Origin of the sequence: Exiguobacterium sp., assembly GCF_020832205.1 — a bacterium.
In the GTDB taxonomy this organism is placed as follows: domain Bacteria; phylum Bacillota; class Bacilli; order Exiguobacteriales; family Exiguobacteriaceae; genus Exiguobacterium.
The window spans coordinates 15,739-33,483 of sequence record NZ_JAFIFD010000003.1; the positions used below are offsets into that span (position 1 = coordinate 15,739).

Below are 17,745 nucleotides of genomic sequence, written 5' to 3' on the forward strand. Positions count from 1 at the left end.
ATGATACACCCGGAGAGATTCGAACTCCCGACACCTGGCACCGGAAACCAGTGCTCTATCCCCTGAGCTACGGGTGCATGTCTCTGACACGATTTATTATACATTTGTTTTTTTAAAAAAGCAATCCTGTTGTCGTCACTTTTTTTTCAGCGTGGTTCGGACGGTTCGGCTACAATGAAAGCGAGAGGGGGAAGACCGATGCAACGGCAAGAACAGCAACAAGTACAACGGCAGCAACTGACACAAGACATGCTGCGGCGGTTGCCGGTTTTAGAGGCGGACCGGGCCGCGCTCGTCTTTCAGCTCGCCCGCATGTCGGCGCGCAACAAAAACGTCGCGGCAGGGAGCGGCGCGATCGATTGGATCGCCGAGGCTGGGGCAGGGTTCGAAGCAAGGCTGTTCGCCCAAATCGAGGACGGGAGCGGGACGGAAGTAGAGAAGCGGCTGCAACGGCAACTCGTCACCGCCCTCGATCACCGAGGCTTGCTCCCGGACACGGACGCTGCGCTCGCGACTCGTTTCGGCGTCGAACCGATCGACGTCGAGGCGGCGCGCCGGGCGCTCTTGTTTCTCGAACCGACGGGGGTAGGAGCGAAAGACGAGCATGACTGTCAATACCGCCATGCGATCGAGCAGGACGACCCGCTCGTCTTGGACGTATTTGAAGCGATCGAGGCAGGCGTCACCGACATCGCGAGCCGACTCGGCATCACGCCGGCAGAGGTGGACCGGGTCACCCGGATCATCGCCACGCTTCCGAAAGCGCCGCTATTATATGAAGAAACCGAGCACATTTATCCGGAGCTCGAGGTCAGTTATAGCGACGGGATGCTGACGACGACTTGGTTCAGCCCGACGCTTGACGCCAAAGCGGTGCCGGACCGTGACGTGAAATGGTGGCAAGAGACGCTCAATATGCGCGCAGAGACGCTTCAAGCGATTTGGGACGTCATCGCCGAGCGCCAAGCCGGCTGGTTGAAAGGGGAGCTCGTCTTGCATCCGCTCACCCGAAAAGAAGTCGCCGAACAAATCGGGAAGCACGAGTCGACGGTCGGCCGGGCGATCCAACGGAAGTACGTGTTGACTGAGGGCGGGATGATGGCATGGCGCGACTTCTTCGTCCGAGCGACAGAACAAGGGCAGTCGCCGTTCATGATCAAGCGGGCGATCGCCGAACTGATCCGCAAAGAGACGTCGCCGCTTAGCGACAAAGCGCTCACCGAAGAACTCGCCCGGATGGATTATCATGTGACGCGACGGACGGTGGCCAACTATCGGGAAGCGCTCGGTTTTGGAAACTCGAGGGAGCGGGAACGGCAACTATGGAAAGGAGGGCAATAAATAAATGAAGCTGACACTTTACCGCCGGGACAACTGCTCCCTTTGCGAAGAGGCGTTCGTCATGCTCGAATGGCTGAAAGAAGACTATCCGTTCGAGCTCGAACTAAGCGATATCACGACGGACGATGCGCTTGAGGCCAAGTACATGTTCGAAATCCCCGTCGTCGTACACGAAGACACGGTCATTAGTCAAGGGCGATATGATGGCAGCAAAGTTGAAGATTTTGTTAAGTATACGCTTACATCGAAAAAAAACGTTTAGAGGGGTTGCAAGACGGAAAGGTGATTGATAAGATGAACTCGTAGCGGTGGGACGTAAAAATAAAAGTGGGACAAAAAATGTCCACACTTGAGGTCGAGGGGGAATGAGGTATGATCCAGCAACTGATTCATGTTCAGAAGCAAATCGTCCCAGACCTGCTCGATACGCTCCGACATCGTTACGACATCTTACATTATGTCCGTTTGATGCAGCCGATCGGCCGCAGGACATTGGCCACAAGCCTCGGGCTGACGGAACGAATCTTAAGGCGAGAGGTCGACTTTTTAAAAGACCAAGGTCTGCTGACAGTCGCCACTCAAGGTATTTCCCTTACGGAATCGGGCCGAAACGTTCTTCGGGACTTGCATGAGGTCATGGGAGAAATCCTTGGGATCTCAGAAGTCGCGCGAGAACTCGAGCAAAAGCTAGGCGTTCGCCAAGTCGTCATCGTACCGGGAGATTCGGACGAGACGTTCTGGGTCCAGCGCGATATTGGCCGGGCCGCCGTCACGCAGTTAAAAGCGCGACTGGCACCGGATGACAATATTATCGCGGTCACAGGCGGGACGACGATGGCATCCGTCGCGGCGATGATGTCGCCCGACAAGAAAGAACGACCGATGCATTTCGTGCCAGCGCGCGGAGGCCTCGGCGAGACGCTTGAACTTCAAGCGAACACCGTCTGCTCTCGCATGGCGGACCGGGCCCATGCCGACTATCATCTCCTTCATATTCCCGACGAAGTTTCTCAAGAGACGTTCGAGCGGATGGTGGAGGAACCTAGCATAAAAAATGTGCTGGAAATGATTAGAGCGGCGCGAATAGTGGTACATGGAATTGGTGAGGCGGAAACGATGGCAAAACGTCGTCACGCCACACCGGAGCATTTGCGGATGATCGAACGGCATGAAGCCGTCGCCGAAGCGTTCGGATATTATTTCAACGCAGAAGGAGAAATCGTTCATCGGGTCAAGACGGTCGGCATTCAATTAGAAGAGCTCGACAACATGGACACCGTCATCGCAGTCGCTGGAGGAAAGTCGAAGGCGCAGGCGATTGCCGCTTATGCGAAACATACGCCGAACATCATCCTCGTCACAGACGAAGGTGCGGCAACAGAATTATTAACGTGTTATTAAAGAGTTGACCCCCGTTGGCTCTTCAATAAATAGCTTCTACCCTAAGGAGGAAATTAACTATGGCAGTAAAAGTTGGTATTAACGGATTTGGACGTATCGGACGCTTGGCATTCCGCGAGATCATCAAGAACGAAGGAGTCGAAGTTGTTGCAATCAACGACTTGACTGACACGAAGATGCTTGCTCACCTTCTCAAGTATGACACGACACAAGGTCGTTTCGACGGAGAAGTAGAAGTACACGACGGTCACTTCCTCGTAAACGGCGAGAAAGTCGTTACACTTGCTAACCGCAACCCAGAAGAACTTCCATGGGGCGAGCTCGGTGTCGACATCGTTCTCGAATGTACTGGATTCTTCACAGACAAAGAAAAAGCGGAGCTTCACTTGAAAGCTGGCGCGAAAAAAGTTGTCATCTCGGCTCCAGCTACAGGTGACATGAAGACTGTCGTCTTCAACACGAACCACGAGATCCTTGACGGTTCTGAAACAGTCATCTCAGGTGCTTCATGTACGACAAACTGCTTGGCGCCAATGGCGAAAGTTCTCCAAGACCAGTTCGGAATCGTTGAAGGTCTCATGACAACGATCCACGCTTACACAGGCGACCAAAACACGCTTGACGCTCCACACCCTAAAGGCGACTTCCGTCGTGCACGTGCGGCAGCAGCAAACATCGTACCGAACACAACTGGTGCGGCTAAAGCGATCGGTCTCGTTATCCCAGAACTTCAAGGTAAACTTGACGGTGCGGCACAACGTGTACCAGTTGCAACAGGTTCACTCACTGAACTCGTAACAGTTCTTGAGAAAACAGTTTCTGTTGACGAAATCAACGCAGCGATGAAAGCAGCAGCGAACGAATCTTACGGCTACACTGAAGACGAAATCGTTTCTTCTGACATCGTCGGCATCACGTACGGTTCACTCTTCGACGCGACGCAAACGAAAGTCATGACAGTCGGCGACAAGCAACTCGTTAAGACAGTAGCTTGGTACGACAACGAAATGTCTTACACTGCACAATTGGTTCGCACACTCAAGCACTTCGCTGAAATCGCGAAGTAAGTTCGTGAACTAAATAGAATCAAATAGGAGCGGAAACAAGTGATTGTTCTCCGCTCTATTTATGAAATTGAAATGCACGACACATGGAGGCGAAGGTTATGAACAAAAAGTCTATTCGTGACATCGATGTAAAAGGGAAACGCGTCTTCTGCCGCGTTGACTTCAACGTTCCACTCAAAGATGGCGTCATTCAAGACGAGACTCGTATTCAAGCGGCCCTCCCGACGATCAAGCATTTGATCGACGGCGGCGCGAAAGTCATCTTGGCGAGCCACCTCGGCCGTCCAGGCGGCGAGAAGAACGAGAAATACTCGCTTGCACCGGTCGCAGAACGTTTGAGTGAGCTTCTTGGAAAAGAAGTACCGCTCGCGAAAGAAGCGTACGGCCCGGATGCTGAAGAAGCAGTTGCAAAACTTGCTGAAGGCGACGTCCTCGTTCTTGAAAACGTTCGTTTCTACCCAGGTGAAACGAAAAACGACCCGGAACTTGCCAAAGGTTTCGCGGCGCTTGCTGACGTCTTCGTCAACGACGCGTTCGGTGCGGCTCACCGTGCCCACGCTTCGACAGAAGGCATCGCGCAAAACGTCGAGACGGCAGTTGCTGGTCTGTTGATGGAGAAAGAACTTGAAGTGCTCGGCAAGGCGCTCTCGAACCCGGACCGTCCGTTCACGGCGATCATCGGCGGTTCGAAAGTTGCTGACAAGATTGGGGTCATCGACCACTTGCTTGACATCGTTGACACACTCATCATCGGTGGCGGTCTCTCGTACACGTTCTCGAAAGCACTCGGGCACGAAGTCGGGACGTCACTCCTTGAGGAAGACAAGCTCGACCTCGCACGTCAATTCATGAAAAAAGCAGAAGACAAAGGCGTGAAGTTCTTGATGCCAGTCGACTGCGTCATTGCGAAAGAATTCGGCGAAGAGACTTACGTCGGACCAGTCGACATCGACTCGATCCCTGCGGATCATATGGGTCTTGATATCGGACCGAAAACAGTCGAAATTTACGCGGAAGCAATTCGCGAATCGAAACTTGTCGTTTGGAACGGACCGATGGGCGTATTCGAACTTGATAAATACGCAAACGGAACGAAAGGTGTCGCTCAAGCACTCGCAGACAGCGACGCATACTCAATCATCGGTGGTGGGGACTCAGCCGCTGCAGCTGCCAAGTTTGGCCTTGCAGATCAAATGAGCCACATTTCAACTGGTGGTGGCGCTTCACTCGAATTCATGGAAGGCAAAAAACTTCCAGGCGTCGAGGCGCTCAACGACAAGTAAAACAGAGGAGGATTATCGATGCGTAAACCGATTATTGCAGGTAACTGGAAAATGAACAAAACACTCTCGGAAGCCGTCGCTTTCGTAGAGGAAGTCAAAAACAACATCCCGTCAACGGACAAAGTTGACGCGGCGATCGGCGCACCAGCAGTATTCTTGGCCCCAATGGTAGAAGCGGCCAAAGGATCGAACTTGAAGTTGAGTGCCCAAAACATGTACGACAAAGACAGCGGGGCATACACAGGCGAAACAAGCCCGGCCATGATCGCTGACCTCGGCGTGACGTACGTCATCCTTGGACACTCAGAGCGCCGCGAATACTTCGGCGAGTCGGATGCGTTCATCAACAGCAAAACGAAAAAAGCGTTCGAACACGGTCTTACGCCAATCGTTTGCGTCGGTGAAACACTCGAGGAGCGCGAAGGCGGTAAGTTCGAAGAAGTCATCAAGACGCAAGTCGAAGGTGGCCTCGCGGACCTTTCAGCTGACCAAGTGAAACAACTCGTCATCGCTTACGAGCCAGTTTGGGCGATCGGTACGGGTAAATCAGCGGACGAAGCAGACGCACAAAGCTCATGCAAATATGTTCGTGACGTGGTAAAAGGTCTTTACGGTGAAGACGTGGCGGCTGCAGTTCGCATCCAATACGGCGGTTCTGTAAAACCTGAGAACATCAAGGAGTATATGGCGCAAGAAGACATCGACGGCGCACTCGTCGGCGGTGCTTCACTTGAAGCTGCTTCGTTCCTCAAGTTGTTGGAGGCGATTTAAATGGCAAGACCAGTCGCCCTCATCATCTTAGATGGTTTTGGAATGCGGGACGAGACGTTCGGTAACGCGGTCGCTGCGGCGAACAAACCGAACTTCGACCGTTTCTGGGAAACGTATCCGCATACGCTTCTCAACGCGCAAGGCGAGTACGTCGGCCTTCCTGAAGGTCAGATGGGTAACTCGGAAGTCGGTCACTTGAACATCGGTGCCGGCCGGGTCGTCTATCAGTCACTCTCACGCGTCAACAACGCCATCAAAGACCGTTCTTTCTTCGATCGTCAAGCGATGAACCACTTGGCGGGACATGTGAAGAAGTACGATTCGAGCCTCCACATCATGGGTCTCGTTTCGGACGGTGGGATTCACTCCCACATTCAACATATGTTCGCTGTCGTTGAGTTCGCAAAACTTCATGGCATTGAAAAAGTATACATTCACGCTTTCACGGACGGCCGTGACTGTGATCCGAAATCAGGTGCAAGCTTCCTCGAACAGACGGAAGCGAAGCTCGCTGAACTCGGTGTCGGTCAAGTCGCTAGCGTGTCTGGACGTTACTATGCCATGGACCGCGACAACCGTTGGGAGCGCGTCGTGAAAGTATACGACGTTCTCGTCAAAGGTGAAGGCGAAGTCGGCACGAACGCCGTCGACGTCTTGAACCAGTCGTATGAAGCGGGGCTCACGGATGAGTTCGTCAACCCGACGGTCATCGAGAAAGACGGACAACCGATCGCGACGATCAAAGACAACGACGCGATTATGTTCTTCAACTTCCGTCCGGACCGGGCGATCGAATTGGCGAAAGTGTTCAAAGAGAAGACCGGCTTCAAAGGCTTCGAACTTGCGAGCACACATCCAGAGAACATCTTGCTCGTCTCAATGACGAAGTTCTCGGATGAAATCGACACGGACATCGTCTTCCCACCGGAAGATTTGAAAAACACGCTCGGTGAAACACTCGCCGCGCAAGGGTACAAACAGCTCCGCGCCGCGGAAACTGAGAAATACCCGCACGTCACGTTCTTCTTGAACGGACAACAAGAAACACCGTTTGAAGGCGAAGATCGCTTCCTCGTACCGTCGCCGAAAGTCGCGACGTACGATTTGAAACCGGAAATGAGCGCATACGAGCTCACAGAAGGACTTCTTGAGCGTATCGAGTCGGATACGTACGACGCGTACATCATCAACTACGCGAACCCGGACATGGTCGGTCACTCGGGTATGCTCGAACCGACGAAAAAAGCGGTCGAAGTCGTCGACGAATGCCTCGGTAAAGTAGTGGACGCACTCATTGCCAAAGGCGGCGCGGCGATCATCACGGCAGACCACGGGAACGCTGACCTCGTCACGAACCCGGACGGTTCACCGATGACGGCGCATACGACAGAACCTGTCCCATGTATCATCACGAAGTCAGGCGTGGAACTGAAACCTGTTCTAAAAGGTTCGCTTTGCGACCTCGCGCCGACGTTGATCGACCTTCTCGGTGCTGATCAACCGGCTGAAATGACTGGTACGTCAATCGTTACAAAAAAATAATTTCCAACCAAAAAGGAGAGAAATAATATGTCAATGATTACAGAAATTTACGCACGCGAAATTTTGGATTCACGCGGTAACCCAACAATCGAAGTAGAAGTCTTCACAGAAGATGGCGGTTTCGGTCGTGCCCTCGTCCCATCAGGCGCATCAACTGGTGAGCACGAAGCAGTCGAACTCCGCGATGGCGACAAGTCACGTTACCTTGGTAAAGGCGTACTCAAAGCCGTTGCTAACGTAAACGACACAATCGCACCTGAACTCATCGGTTACGATGTATTCGACCAAAACGCACTCGATGCTAAAATGATCGAGCTCGACGGTACGAAAAACAAAGGTAAACTCGGCGCAAACGCAATCCTTGGTGTCTCAATGGCAGCAGCACACGCAGCAGCAGACGAGCTCGGCCTTCCACTTTACACGTACCTCGGTGGATTCAACGCGAAGACGCTTCCAACTCCAATGATGAACATCATCAACGGTGGTTCGCACGCTGACAACAACGTTGACTTCCAAGAGTTCATGATCATGCCTGTAGGCGCGCCAACGTTCCGTGAAGCGCTCCGCATGGGTGCAGAAGTATTCCACGCCCTCAAAGATGTTCTTTCTGGTATGGGTCTTAACACAGCTGTCGGTGACGAAGGTGGTTTCGCACCAAACCTTAAGTCAAACGAAGAAGCGATCACAGTTATTCTTGAAGCGATCGAAAAAGCTGGCTACAAAGCTGGCGAAGACATCTACCTCGCAATGGATGTTGCATCGTCTGAGTTCTACGACAAGTCGACTGGCAAGTACGAACTCGCTGGCGAAGGCAAGTCAATGACAACTGCTGAGCTCGTAGACTTCTACGCTGAGCTCGTAAGCAAGTACCCAATCATCTCAATCGAAGACGGTTGCGACGAAAACGACTGGGACGGCTTTAAATTGCTCACTGACAAAATCGGTGACAAAGTTCAACTCGTTGGGGATGACCTCTTCGTAACGAACACTGAGAAACTCGCTGAAGGTATCGAGAAAGGCATCTCGAACTCGATCCTTATCAAAGTTAACCAAATCGGTACGCTCACAGAAACGTTCGACGCGATCGAAATGGCTAAAAAAGCTGGCTACACAGCTGTTATCTCACACCGTTCTGGTGAAACAGAAGATGCGACAATCGCGGATATCGCTGTTGCGACAAACGCTGGTCAAATCAAAACAGGTTCACTTTCACGTACAGACCGTATCGCGAAGTACAACCAACTTCTCCGCATCGAAGACATGCTCGGCGATGTAGCGAAATACGACGGTATCAAGTCGTTCTACAACCTCAAAAAATAATTGATTGTTTCAGGCTCGCCAACTGGCGGGCCTGTTTTTTTGTATGTTTTTCAACCCGTCCTGGCGGCACCGATGCTTTCTGCAGGCAATCCACGGAGCCTCCTCGCGCTACGCGCTTGTGGGGTCTCCGCGAGATTGCTTTCCTGCAAGAGTCACGGTGCCGCTTGGACGGGTGTGGACGTTCGCTCACGCTCATACTTTTTAGGGTACATCATTCATTCGATGACGTACGTCTCGCGTGTAAAGCGGAACGCGAAACAAGACGGCAGGCTGACTCCTAGGGGAGAGTGATGCAAGGATGACCCCGCAAAGCGCATTGCGCTGCGGAGGCATCCGCATCACCCCAGGAAAGCAGCCTGCCGTCTAGTGAAGCCAAAAACATGAGGTATGTTAACCCATCATTTCGGGAATAGGACAGTGTAGGTGAAAGGAGGCGTTCGTCATGATGATCAGCGGGCTGTTCCTTCTTCTCATTGTCCTCGGGATTGGTGGCTACTTCTTGTATAAAGCCATGGAAGACCGGAAATGGTCGTGACGCATGTCACGACCGCAGATTGTAGACAAAGTCACGTTTCAGGCGAACTGAAACGTGACTTTGTCGTTTTAGGGCCTTGAGGCGCTCTGCCCGAGCCCCTGTTCAGGCGGGCTGGGTGTTCTTCCATGCCCAGCCCGCCATCTTCTTGAGATTGAGGGCAGCAAAAGTAAGCATCGCCTGCATTGAAACTTTTTCAAGTCCCCGATAGCGGGTCCAACGCATGCCATGCTTCTCTTTTGCGTCCGCGAACACGCGCTCGACCGTCTGTTTCCGCCGGTCATAGATGTTGCGGTTCAATTCCGTGTGGCGGAGGTCTTCGACCTCGTCCATATAGGGTTGCCAGAGATGTCGCTCGATTATCCGTTGGTGCTTCTGGCTCTTCGTGCACTGTTCGAGCAACGGGCAGTTCACACAAACCGCTGGGTTTGAGACGTACTTGCGTTTCCCCTCGCGCATCGTCGTGCTGTACGTTAATAACTCGTTGTTCGGGCAGATGTAGACATCATGGTGCTCGTCATAGATGAAATCTTTGGTCTTGAAGGCGCCCTTCTTGCCCTTCGGGCGCGTGTAAGGGAAGACCGGCAGGATCCCACGGTCGATCAGCAGCTTGGCAATGGCCGGATTTTTATAGGCGGAGTCGGCAGCGACGGCGAACGGTTGAATCAGGCGGTCGGAGACCTTGTCGAGCAGATCGGGAAACGCCACACTATCGTGCACGTTCCCCGGCGTGACGACGGCACCGAGCACGAACCCATGGGCGTCGCTCGCCGCATGGACCGAGTAAGCGAACTGCTTCTCACGCTCACCCTTCACGTAATATCCACTCTCAGGGTCCGTCGTACTGACCTTGATTTCCTTCGTCTCCTCCGCCTGATTCTTTTTTGGCCCTAAGAGCTTCTTTCCACTCTCTTCGCGGTCTCGCTCGACCTCGGCATCGAGTTGTACCTGATAGTGTTTCACCTCTTGCCGGACGGTCTTCTTGACGAGCTTCCGCTTGTTCGCGTTCGCTTTAACGTGCGTCGAGTCGACGAATAGGACGGCTCGATCGATGAATCCAGCGTCTGCAGCCTGTTCAAGGATGTGATAGAAGATGTCGTCGAATAAGCTCGTGTACTGGAAGCGACGAACATAGTTCTTCCCGAACGTCGAGAAATGTGGCACCTTGTCCGTGAACCCGAACCCGAGAAACCAACGGTATGCGACGTTCGTCTCAATCTCACGGATCGTCTGTCGCATGGACCGGATACCGAAAAGGTACTGAAGGAAGGCCATTTTGATCAGGACGACAGGGTCGACGCTCGGTCGACCACGGTCCTCAGAATATAAGTCCTCCACGAGCGGGTAGATGAACTCAAAGTCAATCACCGCCTCGATTTTCCGGACCAGATGGTCCGCTGGCACGAGCTCGTCGAGCGTGACCATCTCCAGTTGTGTCCGATTGGTTTCCGATTCTGTTGATTTCCTGATCATCCGATCCGCCTCCATGACTGTTTCTATATCTCTCATTATAAAAAAGCGACGGCGGTACGAAAAGAGGGATTGATGCGTAGACCGACCGCGGGCACGGCGAGACTTCCAGGGGATCAGCAAGCGAAGGGAGACCCAGCAGCGACAAAGTCGCGATGCGGCTCCCTGCTTGCCCCCAGAAAAGCGAGCTGTGCCCGGTCGGGCAAATAAAAAAGACTGCAGACAATGTTTTGTCTACAGTCTGCGTCACGGACAAATTAGTCCGTGACTTTTTTATGTCATTCATTGACATATATCATTCAACGATATATAGTGGACGTATGAAGTATATCGTTGAATGATATAGGAGGTGGCCACATGCCACGTAATGACACGATTGAGCTCGGCGAGTTGACCGACAGTATGTTTTATATTTTGCTCGCCTTGACCGAGCCGAGACATGGCTACTTGATTATGCAGTTCGTCGAAGAATTGACGGCGGGCCGGATGCAAATCGGACCGGCTTCGATGTATACGATTATCAAGAAGCTCGTCGCTGCGGGACTCATCCACCCGCTCGATGGGGACGGGAAGAAAAAGAGTTACTTGATCACAGATGTGGGGCGCGATTTGCTCCGAGATGATATGAAGCGACGCCAAGCGATTGTCGAGGATGCACGGTTCATTTTAGAAGGGGAGGGACACGTATGAAACGGAAGTATATGTCGAGCTGGGGGCTCGCGTTTGCCGAAGAGCGAGAGATGCGAAAGCTTGAGCAAATGGCGGCTCGTGGCTGGCACTTAGAGAAGTTCGCACCGCTCGGCTATTCTTTAGTCGAAGGCGAACCGATGGACGTCCAGTACAGCCTCGATTACCGGAAACGTCCGGACGAAGAGTATTTCGAGATGTTCGCGGCGAGCGGGTGGGAGCATGTCACGTCGACGGGAGACGAGATTCACATCTTTAAAGGTCGCCCGGACGCACGGCCGATTTATTCAGATTGTGACACGATGATCGCGAAGTATGCGACAGAAGAGCGGCAGATGGGGCGGGCGGCGCTCACGTTACTTGTCGTATGGCTCGGCTTTCTCCTCATGTTGCAACTCGATTGGTCGAGCATGATCAGGACAGTGATTATCCTAGTCCATCTGCTTATCACAATCGGACTCATCTTCACAGGACTCCCGTACCTCGGTTTCCTCATGAAGCGAAAATGGATGGAACGCGACAGCTGACTAGGCGGATGGCACAAGCCATCCGTTTTTGTTTTGGCCGACTGAACTATTCAAATAAAAAATAGTTAGGCGGGAAGCACCGTTTTTCGAAAAGCCTCTATTCAAAGAAAATGGAATCAGGCATGATGATTAATGAAAGCGCTTGCATTAATTTGATGAGGAGGAAAGGGCATGGCGAAACGACGGAAAGGAATCGCTTTGACGGCAGGAGTCACGGCGATTGCACTACTTGCTGGGCAACCGGTCGCGCAAGCGGCGACACCGCAAAACGGTACGATGATGCAGTATTTTGAATGGTACGTCCCGAACGACGGGCTGCATTGGAATCGGTTATCGAACGACTCGCAGAACCTGAAAGACATCGGGGTGACGACCGTATGGATTCCGCCGGCGTATAAAGGCACGTCGCAAAACGATGTCGGCTACGGCGCGTACGATTTGTATGATCTCGGCGAGTTCAATCAAAAAGGGACGGTCCGGACGAAGTACGGCACGAAAGCCCAGCTCCAAGCGGCCATCACGAACTTGCGCGGCAAAGGCATCGGCGTGTACGGTGACGTCGTCATGAACCATAAAGGCGGCGCCGACTATACCGAGACCGTCCAAGCAATCGAGGTCAATCCGTCGAACCGGAACCAAGAGACGTCCGGCGAGTATGCGATTTCGGCTTGGACCGGCTTCAATTTTGCGGGGCGCAACAATACATACTCCCCGTTCAAGTGGCGCTGGTACCATTTTGACGGCACCGATTGGGATCAATCACGGAACTTGAGCCGAATCTACAAGTTCAAGAGCACGGGCAAGGCGTGGGACACGGACGTCTCGAACGAGAACGGCAACTACGACTACCTCATGTATGCCGACGTCGACTTCGACCATCCGGAAGTCAGGCAAGAGATGAAGAACTGGGGCAAATGGTACGCCGACTCGCTCGGTCTCGACGGCTTCCGTTTGGATGCGGTCAAACACATCAGCCATGCATATTTACGTGAGTGGGTGACGAGCGTCCGCCAGACGACCGGCAAAGAGATGTTCACCGTCGCCGAGTATTGGAAGAACGACCTCGGTGCCATCAACGACTATCTCGCGAAGACCGGTTATACGCATTCCGTCTTCGATGTGCCGCTCCACTATAACTTCCAAGCAGCCGGCAACGGCGGCGGGTTCTATGACATGCGCAACATCTTAAAAGGGACGGTCGTTGAACAACATCCGACGCTTGCCGTGACGATCGTCGACAACCACGACTCGCAACCGGGGCAATCGCTCGAATCGACGGTCGCCAACTGGTTTAAACCGCTCGCCTACGCGACGATCATGACGCGCGGACAAGGCTACCCGACGCTCTTCTACGGAGACTACTACGGGACGAAAGGGACGACGAACCGGGAAATCCCGAACATGTCGGCGTCGCTCCGACCGATCATGCAGGCACGGAAAGACTTCGCCTACGGCACACAACACGACTATATCGACCATCACGACGTCATCGGCTGGACACGCGAAGGGGTGACCGACCGGGCTAAGTCAGGTTTAGCGACGATTTTGTCGGACGGACCAGGCGGCTCGAAATGGATGTACGTCGGGAAACGAAACGCCGGTGAGGTTTGGAAAGACATGACCGGCAACAACACCCGTCTCGTCACGATCAATAGTGATGGTTGGGGCCAGTTCTTCGTCAACGGAGGATCGGTGTCGATTTATACGCAACAATAAGAAAAACGAGTCGTGAGACTCGTTTTTTAGCGTTTCCAACTCCAGTCGTCGCTCTCGTACTTCAAGACGAGCTGACGAATCGTTTCTTGTTGCGTGTCCGTGAACACGAGCGGTTCGAACGTCAAGTCGAACGCGTCGCGGAAACCGTCCGTGAAGGCGGCGGCGACTTCATCGAATGCGATCGTTCGGCCGAGCGTCTCGTTCAAGGCGACGGCTTTGCCGCTGAACCGTTCTTTCGCGCGTGCCTTCTCGTCTGCTTCCATACTGAAACAGTCGAACAAGACGTCGTCGTCAATCGACAACGGGATCGACCCGTGTTGAAGAACGGCGCCTTGATGGCGCACTTGGGCACTACCGGCGATTTTTCTGCCGTCGACGGCGAGCTCATAGTAGGAGGCGGCGTCGAAGCAGACGGCCGACTTCGGTTTTCGCAGCGCTTCGCGGTCGGCGTCGGTCAAAGGGACCGAGAATTCAGCGGGGACACCGAGTGACTGGTAGCCGCGCCGGACCCCTTCGGTCAGCAGACGATAGCTCTCGATGACGTTCGTCGGCAAAGAAGGCATCGTCTCCGGCAAGATGACACTATACGTCAGTTCATCCGCATGAAGGACGGCCCGCCCCCCGGTCAAGCGCCGGACGACCGGGATGTCATTTGTTTTTAGCCGTGCCCGGTCGAGGTCGCGCGTCGCTCGTTGAAAGCGGCCGACGCTGATGGCGTGCGGCGCCCACGAGTAGAAACGGAGCGTCGGTTTTAGTTCGCCTCGGGCGACGAACGTGGCGACCGCTTCATCGATGGCCATGTTTTCGGCCGGGGTGTGGTCTTTTGTCGTCAGTAGGTGCCATGTCGTTCCATTCATATATGTCGCTTCTTTCTCTTAATCGATTGGCAGCATCGTATGGCGACGTGCCTTGTGGACTTGTTCGTCGGCGTGATACGACGAGCGGACGAGCGGGCCGGCCTCGCAGTGCGAGAACCCTTTCGCGAGGGCAATCTCTTTCAACTCGGCGAACTCATCCGGGTGATAGTAACGCTCGACGTCTAAGTGTTTCTTCGTCGGTTGCAAGTATTGACCGAGCGTCAAGATGTCGACGTGGTGGGCCCGAAGGTCATCCATCGCTTGAATCAACTCGTCTTTCGTCTCGCCGAGCCCGACCATGATTGACGACTTCGTCGGGATATCCGGGTTCAACTCTTTCGACCGTTTCAGAAATTCGAGTGTGCGGTCGTACGTCGCTTTCGCCCGCACTCTCGGCGTCAAGCGGCGCACCGTCTCCAAGTTATGGTTCATGATGTCTGGTCCGGCATCAATCAGTGTTTGAAGTGCGGAGAAGTCGCCCATCATGTCAGACGGCAACACTTCGATCGACGTCTCCGGATTCATGGCGCGGACGGCACGGACCGTCTCGGCGAACACCGTCGCCCCATAATCGCTCAAGTCGTCGCGCGCGACGGCAGTGATGACGACGTGTTTCAAATTCATGAGACGGACCGACTCGGCGACGCGTTTCGGTTCTTCCCAGTCGAGCTCGTTCGGTTTACCGGTCGTGACCGCACAAAAGCGGCAGGCGCGGGTACAGATGCTGCCAAGAATCATGAACGTCGCCGTGCGGCGCACCGCCCAACACTCATGGATGTTCGGACATTTCGCTTCCTCACATACCGTATGTAGGTTTTTCTCCCGCATCATGTTCTTCAGACCGGTGTACGTCTCGTTCGTGTTCAGTTTAATCTTTAACCATTCCGGCTTTCGTTTCAGTTCCCCTCGTGCCAAGATGATTTCCCCCTTTTTTAAGTTAACCCCTAACGAAATGAGTTTACCAAAAAACAAGATAGATTCGAACCACTCAAATTATTGGTTTTGCCAATACAGAGGAAGGTTGTTACAAAACAGGTTGTTTATTTCAAATTGGTTACGCTTTCATGAGAAGTGTTGTTTCCGGATTTTGGAGTTGCTATACTGACGTTGACCACCTGAATAAGGACCATATGTAACTGATACGATCAGGCATGGGGTGAACGAGCGTTGGTGAGGCAACGCTTCTTCCTCCATGCCTTTTCGTTTGGGGGTCGGGGAAAAACTTTCAAAAAGGAGTGGGGAACCATGAACAAAGCACTGAACTGGACGGCGACACTCGGACTGACGACGGCACTACTCGTCTCATCGGTCCCGATGGCGAATGCAGTCGTAGCAGAGGAAACACCGCCGCTGTCGATTGAACAGCGGGTGAACAACAAGCTTGACGCCATGACGCTTGAACAGAAACTCGGCCAAATGATCATGCCAGACTTCCGATTATGGAACGGCGCGAACCACACGGCGCTCGCGCCGGATGTGGCGCGCGTCATCGACCGATTCGACCTCGGGGGGGTCATCTTGTTCGCGGAGAACGTGACCGAGACGGAACAGACGACAAAACTCGTCCACGACTTGCAAGAAGTCGTCAAACAAGACGAAAGCAACGATATCCCGCTCTTCATCACGATCGACCAAGAAGGCGGGATCGTGACACGGCTCGGGACCGGCACGAACCTTCCGGGCAACATGGCGCTCGGGGCGACACGGAGCAGCCAGTACGCGTATGACGCGGGGAACATCATCGGCTCGGAGTTGAACGCGCTTGGCGTGAACGTCAACTTCGGACCGGTGTTAGACGTGAACAACAACCCGGCCAACCCGGTCATCGGTGTCCGTTCGTTCTCGAGCGACCCGGAGCTTGTCGGTGAACTCGGTTCGGCGATGACACAAGGGATCCAAGACCAAGGCGTCGCCGCAACGGCGAAACATTTCCCGGGTCATGGCGATACGGCGGTCGACTCGCATTACGGCTTGCCGATCGTCGACAAGTCGCTTGAAGACTTGCGCGGACTCGAACTGCTTCCGTTCAAGCGTGCCATCACGGAAGGGATCGACATGATCATGACGGCGCACATCGGCATGCCGCAAATCGAGGACGAGGTCGTTGAATCTGCGCGCGGCACGTTCCCGCTTCCGGCGACACTCTCAGATGACGTCATCACCGGCGTCTTGCGTGAAGAGATGGGCTATGACGGCATCGTCATCACGGACGCTTTGAACATGCAGGCCATTTCAGACAACTTCACAGAAGCCGAAGCCGTCATCAAGACGTTTGAGGCGGGCGTCGATATCGCGCTCATGCCGACGATTTTACGGACGAATGCGGACGTCACGAAACTCGAGACGATCTTTGAAGAAGTCATGGCTGCCGTGGAGAGCGGGCGCCTCGATGAAGCGAAAATCGATGCGGCGGTCGAACGGATCTTGAAGTTGAAGGCCGAACGCGGCATTTGGGAAGAATCGGTCGATTCGACGACGCTCGAGGCGAAACTTGCCGAGGCGAACGCGGTCGTCGGCAGTGCCGAGCATAAGGCAAAAGAACGGGAGATTGCCGAAGCGGCCGTCACGCTCGTGAAGAATGACGACAAGACGCTGCCGTTCAAACCGAAAAAAGGGGAGACGGTACTCGTCATCTCGCCAGCGAAAGACCAGACAGACAGCATGGTGAAGACGATCAAGTCGCTTGAAAAAAATGCCGGCAACATGCAAGGTGTGACCGTCACGACGGCGAACTATACGGCGTCGACGCCGCATCTTGACCAAAACCCGGCACTGAAGCAAAAAGTCGAGGCGGCGGACTACATCATCGTCGGCTCGAACGTGAACAACAGTGCGAAACTCCGTCCGACGTCGGCCGACAACTACGTGCCGGCGGAAGTGTTCCGCTATGCGAACGAGACCGGCAAGAAATCGGTGCTCTTAAGCCTGCGGAACCCGTATGACGTCGCTGTGCAGCCGGACGCACCGGCCCAGCTTCTTATTTACGGCTTCAAAGGCGATCCGAACGGACCGGATTCAGAGGCAGGCAACGCGAAATCGGCCGGACCGAACCTCCCGGCCGGCATCCGTGCCATCTTCGGTGAAGTGAAACCGGGCGGCAAGCTCCCGGTCGACGTGCCGCAGTTTGAGAACGGGACGTTCCAAAACGAGCTTCATCTCGAATTTGGTGACGGATTCCGTAACTGGAACAAGTGATGCCACACAAAAAACAGCGAGTGCCCAAGCGGGCGC

At 53.9% G+C, this 17,745-nt stretch carries 15 protein-coding genes and 1 tRNA gene; 12 read left to right on the plus strand and 4 right to left on the minus strand.

Translation table 11 applies throughout. The features are described from left to right. Positions 1-4: 4 nt before the first annotated feature. Positions 5-77, minus strand: a tRNA-Arg gene (locus tag JJU47_RS00355). A gap of 121 nt (positions 78-198) precedes the next feature. On the opposite strand from JJU47_RS00355, the gene JJU47_RS00360 reads away from it, so the two are divergent. The 8 genes from JJU47_RS00360 to eno all read left to right on the plus strand — a co-directional run bounded on the left by JJU47_RS00360 (position 199) and on the right by eno (position 8,725). Further along, positions 199-1,341 (plus strand): RNA polymerase factor sigma-54, encoded by a 1,143-nt coding sequence (locus JJU47_RS00360; RefSeq protein WP_228615595.1) that lies wholly within the window; start codon positions 199-201, stop codon positions 1,339-1,341. A gap of 4 nt (positions 1,342-1,345) precedes the next feature. Continuing rightward, positions 1,346-1,603: a glutaredoxin family protein gene (locus tag JJU47_RS00365; protein WP_228615596.1), complete on the plus strand. Its 258-nt coding sequence runs from the start codon at positions 1,346-1,348 to the stop codon at positions 1,601-1,603. A 110-nt stretch (positions 1,604-1,713) separates the two neighbouring features. After that, entirely contained in the window at positions 1,714-2,742 is a 1,029-nt protein-coding gene (locus tag JJU47_RS00370) for a sugar-binding transcriptional regulator (protein WP_228615597.1), read from the plus strand. Positions 2,743-2,801: 59 nt separating this feature from the next. Next, complete coding sequence (gene gap, locus JJU47_RS00375; protein ID WP_228615598.1) at positions 2,802-3,809, plus strand: type I glyceraldehyde-3-phosphate dehydrogenase; 1,008 nt, start codon at positions 2,802-2,804, stop codon at positions 3,807-3,809. Positions 3,810-3,907: 98 nt separating this feature from the next. Continuing rightward, entirely contained in the window at positions 3,908-5,092 is a 1,185-nt protein-coding gene (locus tag JJU47_RS00380; RefSeq protein WP_228615599.1) for a phosphoglycerate kinase, read from the plus strand. An 18-nt stretch (positions 5,093-5,110) separates the two neighbouring features. Next, positions 5,111-5,863: a triose-phosphate isomerase gene (tpiA, locus tag JJU47_RS00385; protein WP_228615600.1), complete on the plus strand. Its 753-nt coding sequence runs from the start codon at positions 5,111-5,113 to the stop codon at positions 5,861-5,863. Further along, positions 5,864-7,405 (plus strand): 2,3-bisphosphoglycerate-independent phosphoglycerate mutase, encoded by a 1,542-nt coding sequence (gpmI, locus tag JJU47_RS00390; protein WP_228615601.1) that lies wholly within the window; start codon positions 5,864-5,866, stop codon positions 7,403-7,405. A 27-nt stretch (positions 7,406-7,432) separates the two neighbouring features. Next, positions 7,433-8,725: a phosphopyruvate hydratase gene (gene eno, locus JJU47_RS00395; protein ID WP_228615602.1), complete on the plus strand. Its 1,293-nt coding sequence runs from the start codon at positions 7,433-7,435 to the stop codon at positions 8,723-8,725. Between the two features lie 637 nt (positions 8,726-9,362). On the opposite strand, the gene JJU47_RS00400 is transcribed toward eno, so the two are convergent. Beyond that, positions 9,363-10,730: an IS1182 family transposase gene (locus JJU47_RS00400; RefSeq protein WP_228615603.1), complete on the minus strand. Its 1,368-nt coding sequence runs from the start codon at positions 10,728-10,730 to the stop codon at positions 9,363-9,365. A gap of 354 nt (positions 10,731-11,084) precedes the next feature. Here JJU47_RS00400 and JJU47_RS00405 point away from each other — a divergent pair, with 354 nt between their 5' ends. The 3 genes from JJU47_RS00405 to amyS all read left to right on the plus strand — a co-directional run bounded on the left by JJU47_RS00405 (position 11,085) and on the right by amyS (position 13,657). Then, on the plus strand, positions 11,085-11,417 hold the full coding sequence (locus JJU47_RS00405; RefSeq protein ID WP_228615604.1) for a PadR family transcriptional regulator: 333 nt from the start codon (positions 11,085-11,087) through the stop codon (positions 11,415-11,417). Beyond that, positions 11,414-11,941: a DUF2812 domain-containing protein gene (locus JJU47_RS00410; protein ID WP_228615605.1), complete on the plus strand. Its 528-nt coding sequence runs from the start codon at positions 11,414-11,416 to the stop codon at positions 11,939-11,941. Before JJU47_RS00405 ends, JJU47_RS00410 begins: the two co-directional genes overlap by 4 nt. Positions 11,942-12,112: 171 nt before the next feature. Next, positions 12,113-13,657 carry an alpha-amylase gene (gene amyS, locus JJU47_RS00415; RefSeq protein ID WP_228615606.1) on the plus strand — a complete coding sequence of 515 codons (1,545 nt, stop codon included), beginning with the start codon at positions 12,113-12,115 and terminating at the stop codon, positions 13,655-13,657. Positions 13,658-13,683: 26 nt separating this feature from the next. Here amyS and JJU47_RS00420 read toward each other — a convergent pair whose 3' ends face one another. Both JJU47_RS00420 and lipA read right to left on the minus strand, forming a co-directional pair. After that, positions 13,684-14,514: a lipoate--protein ligase family protein gene (locus JJU47_RS00420; RefSeq protein WP_228615607.1), complete on the minus strand. Its 831-nt coding sequence runs from the start codon at positions 14,512-14,514 to the stop codon at positions 13,684-13,686. 18 nt (positions 14,515-14,532) lie between these two features. Beyond that, positions 14,533-15,432, minus strand: a complete 900-nt coding sequence (lipA, locus tag JJU47_RS00425) for a lipoyl synthase (protein WP_260564018.1) — start codon at positions 15,430-15,432, stop codon at positions 14,533-14,535. 327 nt (positions 15,433-15,759) lie between these two features. Here lipA and JJU47_RS00430 point away from each other — a divergent pair, with 327 nt between their 5' ends. Then, entirely contained in the window at positions 15,760-17,709 is a 1,950-nt protein-coding gene (locus JJU47_RS00430) for a glycoside hydrolase family 3 protein (protein ID WP_228615608.1), read from the plus strand. Positions 17,710-17,745 lie beyond the last annotated feature (36 nt).

Bases quoted from the DNA above. Each gene is read 5' to 3' on its own strand.
- JJU47_RS00430 (WP_228615608.1), top strand. From the start codon at position 15,760: ATGAACAAAGCACTGAACTGGACGGCGACACTCGGACTGACGACGGCA.
- JJU47_RS00405 (WP_228615604.1), top strand. From the start codon at position 11,085: ATGCCACGTAATGACACGATTGAGCTCGGCGAGTTGACCGACAGTATG.
- JJU47_RS00370 (WP_228615597.1), top strand. From the start codon at position 1,714: ATGATCCAGCAACTGATTCATGTTCAGAAGCAAATCGTCCCAGACCTG.
- gap (WP_228615598.1), top strand. From the start codon at position 2,802: ATGGCAGTAAAAGTTGGTATTAACGGATTTGGACGTATCGGACGCTTG.
- JJU47_RS00380 (WP_228615599.1), top strand. From the start codon at position 3,908: ATGAACAAAAAGTCTATTCGTGACATCGATGTAAAAGGGAAACGCGTC.
- JJU47_RS00365 (WP_228615596.1), top strand. From the start codon at position 1,346: ATGAAGCTGACACTTTACCGCCGGGACAACTGCTCCCTTTGCGAAGAG.
- JJU47_RS00360 (WP_228615595.1), top strand. From the start codon at position 199: ATGCAACGGCAAGAACAGCAACAAGTACAACGGCAGCAACTGACACAA.
- tpiA (WP_228615600.1), top strand. From the start codon at position 5,111: ATGCGTAAACCGATTATTGCAGGTAACTGGAAAATGAACAAAACACTC.
- gpmI (WP_228615601.1), top strand. From the start codon at position 5,864: ATGGCAAGACCAGTCGCCCTCATCATCTTAGATGGTTTTGGAATGCGG.
- amyS (WP_228615606.1), top strand. From the start codon at position 12,113: ATGGCGAAACGACGGAAAGGAATCGCTTTGACGGCAGGAGTCACGGCG.
- JJU47_RS00420 (WP_228615607.1), bottom strand. From the start codon at position 14,514: ATGAATGGAACGACATGGCACCTACTGACGACAAAAGACCACACCCCG.
- eno (WP_228615602.1), top strand. From the start codon at position 7,433: ATGTCAATGATTACAGAAATTTACGCACGCGAAATTTTGGATTCACGC.
- JJU47_RS00410 (WP_228615605.1), top strand. From the start codon at position 11,414: ATGAAACGGAAGTATATGTCGAGCTGGGGGCTCGCGTTTGCCGAAGAG.
- JJU47_RS00400 (WP_228615603.1), bottom strand. From the start codon at position 10,730: ATGATCAGGAAATCAACAGAATCGGAAACCAATCGGACACAACTGGAG.